This window comes from Microbacterium halimionae (assembly GCF_011761265.1).
Taxonomy (GTDB): Bacteria; Actinomycetota; Actinomycetes; order Actinomycetales; family Microbacteriaceae; genus Microbacterium; species Microbacterium halimionae.
Map to the genome: position 1 here is coordinate 398,826 of NZ_JAAOZB010000001.1, position 12,629 is coordinate 411,454.

Sequence of the window (12,629 nt, forward strand, 5' to 3'; positions counted from 1 at the left end):
GACCTTTATAAAGCCTTGTCAAGCCTCTTTTCCGACATGGTCCAAAAAAGTGCGGCACCGAGCGCGGTGACAGACATCGCAATGACCTGGAGCCACACCATCATTTCGGGGGTTCGCGCTAGTGATATCAGCAGGATGGTCTGCAAAGCTCCCCCAGCGAGCACAACAATCGGCACCGCGAGACGCCCTGTCGCGACGCCCAGTGCCCCCAGCAAATTGGCAAGAGCAAAAAGTGTCGTCGCGAGAACGTAGGGAAACAGCAGCGACGCGGCGCCGGCGTATGTCGATCCGAACATGACGTTCGACACCGTGTCTGACCAAAAGAACACAGTGACCAGAGCAACGCCGCCGATCACCGCGACCATCCCGACCGCGAGTAGCACTGCTCTTCGACGCTCCACCGCAGGCAACGATGCACGAGCAGCGACCGGAAAAACGGCCTGCACAACTGACCACGAAAGAAAGAAGACGGCGCGCCCCACCAAGGCCGCTGAGGCGTAAAGACCCGCGACGACCGGGTCGAAAAATACCTTGGACAGCACGAGGTCGCCGTTGTTGATCAGCACCTGCCCGACGAGCAAGATCGTCGCACCCAATGCCACCGCGCGAACCGCTAACCAGGGCACTCGACCTTGCGTGTTGCCATCAGCGCCCCTTCGTCGCCACACGACTGCGGCCGATGCGACGAATGAGAGGGTGATGGCAACGCATGCGCCGACGACACCGAAACCGGCCCATACCAACGCGATTGCGCCAACGACGCGAACAGCGGCTTCCACCCCGTACGAAAGCGCAAGCCGACTGATGCGTAAGTCACCCTGCAGCACCCCGCGATAGACCGCCTGCATGAAGTAGATGGGAAGACCGAGCCCCAAGACGACAAACATCCACGGCGTGGAGGTGCGAAGAACATCTGCAAGTACCCACGCGCCGGCGGTAAAAGCCAGAAGAACGACGAGACCGATGCTCCCGGCGATCAGAGCAAGCGTGCGGGTTACCGCCGCGGCGCTCTCGGGGTGAGTCGCAATCATCTTGGAACTGACAAGTTGAAGAGTTGCCGCAACGACAGCGGCCGCCAGAACGAGGTTGATAGCGAGGTTGGCATCACCAAACTCTGCCGGCGGCAAGAGGCGAGCGAGGGCAACGTTGAGTCCGTAATTTGCTGCGCTGACACCGAGCGTCGTCGCTGAGAGCACAGCAGTATTAGCGAGAAGAGAAGATCTCCCGGTGCGCGGGATAGATGGCATTGGCGTCACCGCGCTTTCTCGCGAAGCCACTGCCGCACCCGATCAAAGTCATCAGAGGACTGCGCAGCCAACACCCGCGCTCGCGCTGTCAGTCGCTTAGTGGCATTCGCTCGATCGACAAGGAGCTGCTCCAATGACGAGGCCAGCGCCGGCGCGTTGATTGGGCCGTTGATATCGATCATGGCTTCTTCGAGTCCGAGAGCCTTCGCCAACCCACGCACCTTGACGTCGTAAGAAAGCACGAATGCTGGAACACCGAGGATCGACGCCATCACGATGGCGTGCAGGCGTTCGGAGACGATGAGATCACATGAGTGAATCAGGCGCGCAGCATCCTGAGTCGTCTCAGGCCGGTGAGCGACAAACGACACATTCGGGATCCGCTGAGAAAACTCCTCAAGCATCGTGGCGTCATCGTTGCGTTTTCCACGCGACTGCATAGGGATGCCGTGAATCTCGATTCGCCTGTTGTCGGCTAGCGCGCTCATGGCCGTTGCGAGCGACTCTTGGAAGTGTTCCCAATTGTCGGGATTCTCAATGTCGTGATTCAGGTTCAGGCCGACGCGGATGACGTCGCCCCGGGCAGGGGTGGCAGCACCACTCTCCCCGAGCAACTGATCAGCGCTCATCGAGAACACGGCATCCGCGCTCTCACTCACCCGAGCGTCGAGGCCAAGCCGCTGACACAGCGCGAAAGAAGCTGAGTCCCGCACGGTCACAAGAGACACCTGGCGAAGAATCGCCTTCGCCAGCATCCGCCCTCCGCGTGAGGGGAGCGGACCCACGCCGATGTTGAACATGCCGATGGGTGCGCGCGCGACAAGCCGAGTGAAGGTCACGATCGCGAGAATCATCAACAGCGTGGCGTAGCGATGGCGCCCGATGCTGGCGTACAGCTCTTTGATAATGCTCCCGCCACCGAAAACGAGGACATCTGCGCGTCGAAGGTGAGAGATAAGAGCCCGACGATCGGTGGCGGTGTCGATGAACTCGGCACGATAGCGCCCACCGAGCTGGCGTTCGGTGAACTCTGGGTCGTACGTGTTGATGACGTAGTTCGCTTGGTCCCCAAGCTGCGAGAGGAACGTCTCAAGCAGGAGCTCGTCACCGATGTTGTACTGCCCGTGGGTTCCGAGAAACACGATTGTGGGTATGGCATCCGTCATAGCGTCACTGATCTTTCTGCTGCGAGTCGGTAGAAAATGTTGAACCATCGTCGTCGTCACGGCGGCGCGTGCGGGAGCGGACCGTGATGACCGCGGCCAGGAGAAGTCCGCCGGTCAGCACCAGGACGAGCCAGTCATCGCCGAGACCGCCGCTCTCGTCAGGCTCGAGGTCGGGCACCCCCGCTGCGGCGAGGGCCAGTAGTTCTTCTTCGGAGAGATCTGCGTTAGGATCGTTCGCCGCCGGGTCGACGTAGCCTTCGCTTTCAGAGCCGAATACTTCGTAGGTGTCGTTGCACTCAAGTTGGGCACCCGAGTCGACGATTTGCATGCCTGGGTCAAGCGAAAGGTTCTGATACGTCTCCTCCGGCACCAGGACGAGACCCTCGACAAGCATCGGGTTGCCATCATGCTTGTCGAACTTGACGTCGTGGCTTCCTTTTTTCGCCTCGACGACACCGAGATCCTGATATTCGTAACGGATATTGACGGGTACCGCGCCGTCGTCGATGACCTGCTCCAGATCCGACACTGACATCGAGGACGCGTCGATCGGCACCCGGTCTTCGGTGTAGACCGTGTCTTCTGAGAAGTACTGCATGGCATCAGGGGATGCCTTCAGCTCAGCGGAGTGCACGTAGTCGAGCGAAGGCGACTCAATCGTCAGCGCATTATGGGTGACTGCGCCCCGCATAAGAACGCGGTAGCGCCCATCTTCGGGAACAGATACCGGCACTGTGAACTGCGTGGCCCGAGGAACGGCGATGAACGACCCGTTCAGCGTTCCGAAAACACCGGGGGTGATAACTTCCGTGCGGTTCCACTTCGTATTAGAGAAGAAGAGGAACTCCCGAAACATCGGCGACAGGTAGTAGCTGGAAGCCACAATGTCGGAGTTGAACGCGAAGATCTTCGGACTGGGAGTAAAAACGGCATCCGGATGCTTCGCCGCCCATGCATCAACCGCGACAGCTTCTTCGGGAGAGTCGGAATAGACGATGACGTCATCAGCTCTGTCACCCTCTTGTTCGTAGTACGGCAAATACTCGAAGTCGTAACAACGCGAGAGCTCTAGGCGGTTCCACACGAGCCGCAAGTACGCTGGCCAGCTCGAGTCGATCAAGAGGGTTTGCCGCTCAGGTTCCGCCTCGTCGGTGAGCTCGTACAGAATGAAAGTGTCGTTCTCGAACCGCTTTTCGACGAATCCCATTTCTTCTTGCCGCTCCATGGCAGGGCCCGTGTAGTCCTCGACGTTTGGCAGATATTCGGCGCCCACGCCACGGTTGTCGCGAAGCTTCTTGTTGACGAGCATGTACTTGATTCCCATGTCTCGCGCGGGATTGATCCACCAATCCTGTTGGTAATAGATTCCTCGCAGGATAAGAAAGAACTCGTACTTATTGCGACTGTCGCCCGTCAGTCCGTAATAGAAGCTCGGTTGATCGAGGTAATAGATAAAGAACTTGTCGATGAACTTGTGGTCGATGCCGTTGTCATCAGTAACGAGCTTGGCTGTCTCGGTGGGCGGCAACACAACGGTCTTTCCCTCCGGCAGTGCCTGAATTGCTCGCTTCACTTCTTTCAGATCACCTACCGGGTACGGCGCCAGGAACGTGCCGAAGTCTCCCGACCCAAATACCGTGCGGTAGTTGGCATTAGCCCAGAACGGAGCGAAAAAGACGCTCGCCACGACAACGGATGCCGTCGCACGCAAGATCGCAGAATCCCGCGCTCGCTCCGGGCTGAAAGCGGCAGAAATCGCGACGTCTCGCTGGCCGAGCCACCGACGATGCAGACCCCCGATAGCCCATGCCAAGCCGAGAGACATCACGAGTGGGGCAAGCATGAACAGAATCAGCTGGAACCGATGGGGAAAGCGCAGCACCTGCACGATGGTTGAGGAGATCTGCAGTGCGAGCTCACCGACGGGTGTCTCTGTCGCGTAGAGCGTGCGGGTGATTGCCGAAAGTGATCGGTGGAACGTGGGGAACCACTGCGGCTCCGCATAGCCGATGGTTGCCCACATCGCGAAAGCCGTCGTGACGTAAATGACGCCGAAGAGTTGGCGGTGTGCGCGCGTGGGAATGAGCGCTCGTCGCATCGGAGCAAACACGAGGGGCGCAAAGAAGAGAACTGAATACACAGCGTTCGAGTACCGCGGCACCTTCGCCAGGTAGTCACCGGTGAAGACTTTGTCCATGATGCCGGCGAGATCCCAGCTGAGCATGTGCAGCCAGGAGACGGAGGCGTCCCGCACGAAGTAGTAGTCGCCGGGCACAGTTTCCGATAGGTTCTCGACCCCGCGAAGAGCAACGTATGTCACGAACAGGTAATACGGGATGAGGGTCACGAAGACGAATACGCACGCGGCGACAATGCCGCGCCCGGTCGTGGTCTGGCCCCACCGGTGCAGCACTCGCTTGATCGCTACGCGCTTGTGTGGTTCACGCACGAAGCTGACCAAACGTTGCGGCAGTGAGAGCAGATGGCGAGGCCCACCCGTGCGAATCCAGCGGGCAAACTCGCCGAGAAGAAGAGTAATTCCCGCCGTCGCGAAGAACACCGCGAACAGGATGAGATAGTGCACAGCCGGGTTGAGCAGCGTGACAACTGATGACAGCACCGCTCGCCGCACCCACCCTTTGCGCGAAAACAGCAGCGCGTGCAGCATGAGCAACACCGAGATCGTCATGAGGACGAGTCCGACGATGAGGGTGTAGAAGTGCGTGATCTTCGCGTACGCCATGATCATGTAGATCAACGTCGTGGGAAAGACAGTAGCGATCGCGATAGCGACCGGCGACAGGCTACGAAAGACATCCGTGAGGAACCACGTGACGGTGCGGTACGCCACGGCGAATATCGCCGGTATGACAATGAGAATTGCGAACGGAAGCACTTGATAGTGCCTGAGCCACGTCGTGAGGAACGAATACCGCACGCGAAATTCGTAGCCGTTGGTGAGCTCATTGAACTCGCCCGCAGCCTGCTCGAGAAGTTGGCTGGACGGATTGAAAAATGGCACGAGCTCATCGCCCACGATGACGGCGTCACCGCTCAGAACAGCAGGAATCGCGAACAGGACGTCTCTAAAGACGATGAGGGCGGCAACGAAATAGCCCGCTGTCACAATCCGAGAGATGCGGCGCGCCGTGACAAGTTCTCGGGCCCGGGTATCGTCGAGCTCCACGACTGCACTAGTCATGCCCGACCCCCTCCACTTTCGTGACAACAGCCCCAATGCGATCGTCACCGTAAGGGTGGCCCCCGCGCACCCCGAAATCGTCCAGTGTTGCCGTTACGGTATCCGATGGTTCCGCGGTGCGGGAGCCCCCAAGCGAGGCAATCTCGAAAACAGCACCGGCAATACTCACGCTCGGATCAGGCCGCGAGGCGGAGTTCGCGCTGAGCTTCGCCCGTTGCCTCGATCTGGTCGAATACCTGATCGAGACGAGTGAGCTCGAGAATGATCCGCGCCGATTCTGAGACGTTTGCCAAAACGATTGAGCCGTGGTGGGCCATCGTGGCCTTGAGGGTGTTCACGAGAGAAGCAAGAGCGCTCGCGTCCATAAAGTCGACCTGCGAAAGATCGACAACGACATTCGGACGAGCGGCATCGATCCTCTCGAGAACCGCATCTCGAAAGGCTTCAACGCTGTGCACGTCGAAGCGGCCAGCAATGCCCGCGATGATCAAGCCTTCTTCGTACGAGACCGTGACGTCCATGATTCCCCTTGTGGTTGTGATGCCGAGCTGATGTTTAAACTTTATAAGACTTTATAGTACATTGTCAATACGCCCAGCATCGGAATCCACCGACAGCGGCACCAAAAAAGGGGAAACCATGACCGACCCGCGGTACACCACTGTTCTCGCTGTAGACGATGACGCGGCGAGCCTGATGCTTTTGGACGCAGTCCTCACACCACTTGGATTCGACGTACTCCTCGCACTCAGCGCCGGACACGCACGAGAGATCGCAGCGTGGGAGCCGCCGGGCCTAGTACTGCTCGATGTCATGATGCCGGGCGAATCCGGCATCGATGCGTGCCGAGCATGGCGTGCTGATCCCGCATGGGCCGAAGTACCGATCATCATGCTGACAGCAGCACAGGCGCATCGTGCGGAGTGCCTTCAGGCTGGCGCGGATGACTTTCTCGAAAAACCGCTCGATATCGACAGCCTCGCGGAGATCACGAACCAGTGGGCTGTCTCACCTCGTGCGCCCATCAGCTCGATGCGCTAAGCGAGGCCTTCGACAGCACGATTCGGCGAGCTGCGGCATCCACTTTTTCGGCGAATGCACTGTCAGCCTGCGCTTTCGCGAGAACGGCGGAATACATCTCGGGGAAGACCGTGGGATCAGCAGAAATCAGAATCACGTCGACTCCGGCGTCGATCGTAAGCGTTGCTCGCTCGGCGGGAGTCCAGCGCTTCACCTGAGCTGTCGCTGAGAGGTCATCGGTCATGATGACGCCATTGAACCCGAGCTCATCGCGCAGGAGATCGGTGACAACAGCAGGTGAGAATGCCGCAGGCGACGTCGGATCAAGGTTTTGGTACACAGCGGTCGACATCATCACGACAGCCGGACCCTCAGCTAACAGAGCCCGGTAGACCTCGACATCTGGCGATGTTGCTGTCACCTCGGTGTCGAGCACGTCTGCGTCGTAGTCGGTATTGGCCGTGGTGCGGCCAAGGCCTGGAAAGTGCTTGAAGGTGGGCATCACGCCGGATTGCCGCATCCCTTCGGCGAATGCACCGGCATAGGCTCCGACAGTTTGCTCATCGAAGCCGTACTCACGGTTGAGCGCACCGATGGGGCGGTTGAGGGGACCGGCCTCCGCGCTCGTCACGATGTCAGCTACCGGAGCAAGATTCATCGTGATACCAGCGGCGGCGAGTTGCGATCCCCAGCGTTCGGCTTCGCGGCCAAGTGACGCCGCGTCGAAGGTTCGCGCTTGGGTGAGGGCCGTAGGCATCTTGTCGAAGCCAGGGCCCGACAGCACCTGAACATCGCCACCCTCTTGATCAGTCGCGACCCACAGTGGCGTGTCTCCGTCAGCCACGAGGCTTGTCAGTTGACTTACGAGTGCCGCGGTGGCGTCGACGCCGGCATCGGAACGCCCGTGCAGAAAAACGCCACCTACCTGCTGTTCCGACACTGCTGATGCTGTTATGGCGTCGATCGAACCAACCGCAGTTCCGACCATGAAGAGTTGCGCTACCCGCTGCTCGAGGCTGAGATCAGCGATCGGATCAACAGCGGTGGGAGTGGGCGTCGCTGTTGTTGTCGACGTTCCGGGGGTACTGGGCGAAGGTTCCGCCGGGCGCTCGGCGCTCGGCGCGCAACCGACGAGAGTGAGGGCGGTAATGACCCCTAAGACCGTTCCCCAGCGCCGCATGGCTCCCATTGTGTACCCACGCGAGCTCAGAGCCGAGCGACCGAGGTCACGATAACGACAGCTGCGCCCTCTTCAGCGGATGACTCAAGGTCGACGTCCGCCCGAATACGCCAGTCGTGGTCACCTTCGGGATCATCGATCGTCTGGTCCACGTGCCAGAGACCTGTGGCGGCATCCGATTCGTCGATCACACACAAAGCTGGGGAACGCGCAGGACCGCCCGTGAGGATCGCGTCGTGGTCGTCGAAGTACGCATCCAACGCTTCCGACCACGCCACATCGGGATCAAGGGCTGCGAGATCATCGTCGCGCTGGAGGGCGGCGAGCTGCACGCGACGGAACAACTCGTTTCGCACGAGCACGGTGAACGCTCGGCGATTCTTAACGACCGAAGGCGGCGCCGGCGGAACAACCGGCTGATCGGGCGCTGCAGCAGTGGGGTCGATCAGTGCTTCCCACTCGTCGACCAAGCTTGAATCGACCTGTCGCACAAGTTCACCCAGCCACTCGATGAGATCGAGCAATTCTTCGGTGTGCGCTTCAAGCGGTACCGTCTGACGGATCGCCCGGTACGCATCACTGAGGTAGCGCAGCACAAGCCCTTCACTGCGACCAAGCTGATACCAGGAGACGAACTCCGTGAACGAGAACGCCTGCTCGAACATGTCGCGAACGACAGACTTCGGGCGCAGCTCGAAATCGAGCACCCAGGGTTGGCTCGAGGCAAAGACTTCGAAAGACTGCGCCAAGAGGTCTGCGAGAGGCTTGGGGTAGGTGATTTCCTCGAGCGCCGCCATGCGGTCGTCGTACTCCATGCCGTCGCGCTTCATGGCAGCGACTGCTTCGCCGCGCGCTTTGAACTCCTGCTGCGACAGCACTGGACGAGGATCGTCGAGTGTCGCCTCGATCACGCTCACGACATCGAGGGCATAGTGACCGGAACCGACAGCACCGGCATCCTCGCTCGGGTCGAGCAGTTCGATCGCGGCGAGCGCGAACGGCGAGAGCGGCTGGTTGAGGGCGAAGTTTGCCTGCAAATCGACAGTCAGACGGATGCTGTCACCCGCCGCTCCGTCACGGTCGACCTCGACGATGCCTGCCACGCGCAGAGTGCGAAAGATCGCGAGAGCTCGTCGAGCCAGCTCATACTGTCGTGCCGGCGTCTCGTGGTTGTCGAAAACGAGCGACCGCACGTGGGTGAACACGTCTCCGCCGCGAGCGATGACGTTGATGAGCATCGCCGCCGTCAGTTGCATGTGTGGTTCGAGCGGCTCGGGGACCGCATCGACAAGCCTGTCAAACGAGCCTTCGCCCCACGAAACAAACCCCGACGGTGCTTTCTTTCGCACGATCTTTTTGCGCTTCGCGGCATCCGTGCCGGCTTTTTTGAGCGCCTGCTCGTTTTCAATCTCGTGATCCGGCGCCATCACCACAACGTTTCCGTGCGGATCGTAGCCGGCGCGGCCAGCACGCCCGGCAATCTGGTGAAATTCGCGCGCGCTGAGTTGGCGCATCTTCTGGCCGTCGAACTTCGAAAGCGCGGTGATCAAGACCGTACGAATGGGCACATTTATGCCAACGCCGAGAGTGTCGGTGCCACAGATCACGCGCAACAGCCCCTTTTGTGCGAGCGTTTCAACGAGCCGCCGATACCGCGGCAACATGCCGGCGTGGTGCACCCCAATGCCCGACCGCACGAGCCGCGAAAGGGTCTTGCCAAAACCGGTCAGAAAGCGGAATCCCCCGATCGCCTCGGCGATCTCGTCACGCTGCTCGCGCGAAGTGACCCGGATGCTGCTGAGAGCCTGAGCGCGCTCCATGGCCTGCGCCTGCGAAAAATGCACAATGTAGATCGGCGCTTCGCGCTCTTCGAGCAGCGCCTCAACGCGTTCGTGCACTGGTGTTCTGGCGTACGTGAAGTGGAGTGGGACGGGGCGTTCCACGCCGGTGACTTCAGCCGTCGGCCGCCCGGTTCGACGAGAGAGGTCCGAAGTGATCTTGGCGACATCGCCAAGAGTCGCCGACATCAGCAGGAACTGCGCTTGCGGCAACAGAAGCAGCGGCACCTGCCACGCCCAGCCTCGGTCGGGATCGCCGTAGTAATGGAACTCGTCCATCACGACCTGATCGACGCGGGCAGTCTCACCCTGGCGAAGAGCGAGATTCGCGAGGATCTCTGCCGTGCAGCAGATGATCGGGGCATCCGGATTGACGGATGAATCTCCCGTCACCATGCCGACGTTCTCTGCGCCGAAGATCTCGACCAACGAGAAGAACTTTTCGCTCACGAGCGCCTTGATCGGTGCCGTGTAATACGTGCGCCCGCCCTGCGCGAGGCACGCGGCATGAGCGGCGACAGCGACAAGCGACTTGCCGGTTCCGGTGGGAGTCGAAAGGATGACGTTCGCGCCTGAGACCAGCTCGATGATCGCCTCGTCTTGGGCGGGGTAGAGCGTGAGCCCACGCTCGGTCGCCCACGACACGAATCCGTCGTAGAGCCCATCGGCGTCGGCAGTGTCGGCGACGTACTCAAGAAGGCTCACCCTTCGAGTCTCCCCCATCTGTCGCGGTTCGCGCCGCCCGGCCCACCCGTCGCCACCCTTTCCCGTCTGCCCCGACCCGCCCGCCGCCACCCATCCGTCGCCCCACGGACCTCGCGAGGGGTCGCAACACGCCGCATAGCTTCGTGCAGCGGTGGTCGTATACGGCGTGTTGCGACCCCTCGCGGGCAGTTGGGCATGGCGGAACAACAGCGAGGGCACATACGTTGGAACCAGGAAGAGGAAGCAAGAACGAGCAAGACCCAGCGGAAGATCAACGAGAGGAACCTCATGAGCGACGCAAAGACCACCGTGACCCGAAACGATGAAGAGCAGCGGTACGAGATCTATGTCGACGGCGACCTCGGCGGCTTCACAGCGTTCGAGCCCGACGATGACGGAAACCTGATTTTTCCGCATACGTCGATTGACCCAGCCTTCAAAGGACAGGGACTCGGCACCACCCTCGTCTCCGATGCTCTCGCCGATGTGGCGCAGCGCGGTGAAACCGTGGTTCCAGAGTGCTCCTTTGTGGTTCGCTACCTGAAAGAGAACGATGTCGCGGGCCTCAAGGTGATTTGGCCCGACAGCAACGATGCTCAGGATGCGCCCACCATAAGCGAACAATCGGCATGACTCGGCTCGATGGGGGAGAAGAGACAGCTGAATCCGCTGTCTCGCCCAACGGCCCGCGTGCCGTGCTCCTGGAATCCCGCGAGGTGCCACTCGGTGGCATCCGCGCGATGGAAGTCCACCGGCTTCTCCCCCAGCGTGATCTCCCGATGGTCGGCGCGTGGTGCTTTCTCGATAGATTCGGCCCACAGCGCACAGTGATGCGGGTAGAACCTCACCCGCACATCGGTTTGCAGACAGTTACTTGGCCGCTCGAGGGCGACGTGCATCACCGCGACGTGCTGGGGAACGACGTGTTGGTGCGCCGCGGCGCTCTCAACCTCATGACGAGCGGCGCGGGTATTTCCCACTCCGAGTATTCAGTCGGCGAGGATGCGACACCACTCGATGCGCTTCAGTTATGGGTGGCGCTTCCCGAGAGCCGCCGCCACGGCATCCCAGCTTTCGAACAGCACGAAAGCCTCCCCACTTTTACTCTCGACGACGCTGAGGTGATCGTCGTCATGGGAGAACTGGCAGGAACGACATCGCCCGCAACAGCTCACACGCCGATCGTCGGTGCCGAAGTGACATTCGTCGACTCCGGAAAAACAACGCTTCCGCTTCACCCGGAGTGGGAGTACGCGATCGTTGGGGTCTTCGGAGACGCAGAGGTCGATGCGTCTGATGGTGAGCGCACCACGGTCTCAAGCGGCCTCCTGCTCTATTTGGGAGTGGGACGCACTGAGATCGACATCGCGTCGAGTGTGGGCGGCGTGTTCTTTCTGTTGGGTGGAGAACCTTTCGACGACGAGATCGTCATGTGGTGGAACTTCGTGGGACGCACTCACGAAGAAATCGTTGCGGCGCGTGACGAGTGGGAATCACAGTCGCCGCGATTCGGTCATGTCCCAGGGCACGGCGAAGAGCGGGTACCTGCCCCGCCGCTGCCGCACGTGCGGCTGACGCGACGCGTTCGTAGACTATAGATAGGCGAAGCGGCCGCTTCCCGGGATTCTCACGGTCGTAAGCGGCATCCGAGTATCTCCCCGCCGCTACGCTGATTGAGTGATGCGAACCCGTGTGCTGTCAACGCGCGTTCTGCTGACATGCGCGGCCATCGGGGTCGTGACGGGCCTCTTCGGCGGAATCGCTGGCTGGGTTACACCCGTCGTCATCGTTTCGGCGCCGTTCGTCTACGGCCTGGTTCTCGGAGTGCACGTACTTCCCGGAATAATCGCTCAGGAAGCAATTCGCCTCCCGTGGGTTGCCCTGATGACTCATGTGATGGCTGCCCTTGTCGCGAGCGCGCTCGCCCCGCAATGGGCGTTTCGTTTTCTCGGTACAGCGTTGCTGTTCGGTGGTATCCAAGAGGTCGTCGCGGCTCTCACTCGCTATCGAGTGTGGGCACCCTGGCGGTTCTTCATCTCGGCCGTGATCATCGGCATCCTCGTCGCCGTCGTCGTCGCGTTCGTCGCTCACATGGCGACTCTCGCACCGTGGGCGCAGGTCGCGTACATCGCAATCTCGATCCTCGGACCGGTGCTGTGGACTGCAGTCGGGCTGTGGATCGGCGTCGGGCTTCGTCGTGCCGGCGTCACGCGTCGCTAACGTCGAAGTGTTTGGACAAGTAAGGCTCGGCTAAGTTGGTGTGATCCCTTA

Annotated in this window: 10 protein-coding genes; 4 read left to right on the forward strand and 6 right to left on the reverse strand. The window is 60.6% G+C overall.

Going from position 1 to position 12,629, the window contains the following annotated elements:
- Positions 1 to 5: 5 nt before the first annotated feature.
- From FHS06_RS01835 to FHS06_RS01850, 4 genes are all read right to left on the reverse strand, one after another.
- Positions 6 to 1,277, reverse strand: a complete 1,272-nt coding sequence (locus tag FHS06_RS01835; protein ID WP_167044698.1) for an oligosaccharide flippase family protein — start codon at positions 1,275 to 1,277, stop codon at positions 6 to 8.
- Positions 1,253 to 2,413, reverse strand: a complete 1,161-nt coding sequence (locus tag FHS06_RS01840; RefSeq protein WP_167044701.1) for a polysaccharide pyruvyl transferase family protein — start codon at positions 2,411 to 2,413, stop codon at positions 1,253 to 1,255. Before FHS06_RS01840 ends, FHS06_RS01835 begins: the two co-directional genes overlap by 25 nt.
- A gap of 4 nt (positions 2,414 to 2,417) precedes the next feature.
- Entirely contained in the window at positions 2,418 to 5,615 is a 3,198-nt protein-coding gene (locus tag FHS06_RS01845; protein WP_167044704.1) for a hypothetical protein, read from the reverse strand.
- A gap of 176 nt (positions 5,616 to 5,791) precedes the next feature.
- On the reverse strand, positions 5,792 to 6,136 hold the full coding sequence (locus FHS06_RS01850; protein ID WP_167044707.1) for an STAS domain-containing protein: 345 nt from the start codon (positions 6,134 to 6,136) through the stop codon (positions 5,792 to 5,794).
- Between the two features lie 118 nt (positions 6,137 to 6,254).
- Here FHS06_RS01850 and FHS06_RS01855 point away from each other — a divergent pair, with 118 nt between their 5' ends.
- A complete protein-coding gene (locus tag FHS06_RS01855; RefSeq protein WP_165140840.1) occupies positions 6,255 to 6,656 on the forward strand; it encodes a response regulator in 402 nt (133 codons plus the stop codon).
- Here FHS06_RS01855 and FHS06_RS01860 read toward each other — a convergent pair.
- Positions 6,640 to 7,815 (reverse strand): glycoside hydrolase family 3 N-terminal domain-containing protein, encoded by a 1,176-nt coding sequence (locus FHS06_RS01860; protein ID WP_167044710.1) that lies wholly within the window; start codon positions 7,813 to 7,815, stop codon positions 6,640 to 6,642. The genes FHS06_RS01855 and FHS06_RS01860 overlap by 17 nt on opposite strands.
- Positions 7,816 to 7,841: 26 nt before the next feature.
- Positions 7,842 to 10,376 carry a DEAD/DEAH box helicase gene (locus FHS06_RS01865; protein ID WP_167044713.1) on the reverse strand — a complete coding sequence of 845 codons (2,535 nt, stop codon included), beginning with the start codon at positions 10,374 to 10,376 and terminating at the stop codon, positions 7,842 to 7,844.
- 270 nt (positions 10,377 to 10,646) lie between these two features.
- On the opposite strand from FHS06_RS01865, the gene FHS06_RS01870 reads away from it, so the two are divergent.
- The 3 genes from FHS06_RS01870 to FHS06_RS01880 all read left to right on the forward strand — a co-directional run bounded on the left by FHS06_RS01870 (position 10,647) and on the right by FHS06_RS01880 (position 12,578).
- Positions 10,647 to 10,991: a GNAT family N-acetyltransferase gene (locus tag FHS06_RS01870; protein ID WP_167044716.1), complete on the forward strand. Its 345-nt coding sequence runs from the start codon at positions 10,647 to 10,649 to the stop codon at positions 10,989 to 10,991.
- A complete protein-coding gene (locus tag FHS06_RS01875) occupies positions 10,988 to 11,956 on the forward strand; it encodes a pirin family protein (RefSeq protein ID WP_167044719.1) in 969 nt (322 codons plus the stop codon). The genes FHS06_RS01870 and FHS06_RS01875 overlap by 4 nt, the downstream gene beginning before the upstream one ends.
- 79 nt (positions 11,957 to 12,035) lie before the next feature.
- Positions 12,036 to 12,578, forward strand: coding sequence for an ECF transporter S component (locus FHS06_RS01880; RefSeq protein WP_167044722.1), 543 nt, complete (start codon positions 12,036 to 12,038; stop codon positions 12,576 to 12,578).
- Positions 12,579 to 12,629: the final 51 nt, after the last annotated feature.

What these genes read in the sequence shown, in the direction of transcription:
- FHS06_RS01840 (WP_167044701.1), bottom strand. Translation starts at nt 2,413, where the DNA reads ATGACGGATGCCATACCCACAATCGTGTTTCTCGGAACCCACGGGCAG.
- FHS06_RS01845 (WP_167044704.1), bottom strand. Translation starts at nt 5,615, where the DNA reads ATGACTAGTGCAGTCGTGGAGCTCGACGATACCCGGGCCCGAGAACTT.
- FHS06_RS01850 (WP_167044707.1), bottom strand. Translation starts at nt 6,136, where the DNA reads ATGGACGTCACGGTCTCGTACGAAGAAGGCTTGATCATCGCGGGCATT.
- FHS06_RS01855 (WP_165140840.1), top strand. Translation starts at nt 6,255, where the DNA reads ATGACCGACCCGCGGTACACCACTGTTCTCGCTGTAGACGATGACGCG.
- FHS06_RS01860 (WP_167044710.1), bottom strand. Translation starts at nt 7,815, where the DNA reads ATGCGGCGCTGGGGAACGGTCTTAGGGGTCATTACCGCCCTCACTCTC.
- FHS06_RS01865 (WP_167044713.1), bottom strand. Translation starts at nt 10,376, where the DNA reads ATGGGGGAGACTCGAAGGGTGAGCCTTCTTGAGTACGTCGCCGACACT.
- FHS06_RS01870 (WP_167044716.1), top strand. Translation starts at nt 10,647, where the DNA reads ATGAGCGACGCAAAGACCACCGTGACCCGAAACGATGAAGAGCAGCGG.
- FHS06_RS01875 (WP_167044719.1), top strand. Translation starts at nt 10,988, where the DNA reads ATGACTCGGCTCGATGGGGGAGAAGAGACAGCTGAATCCGCTGTCTCG.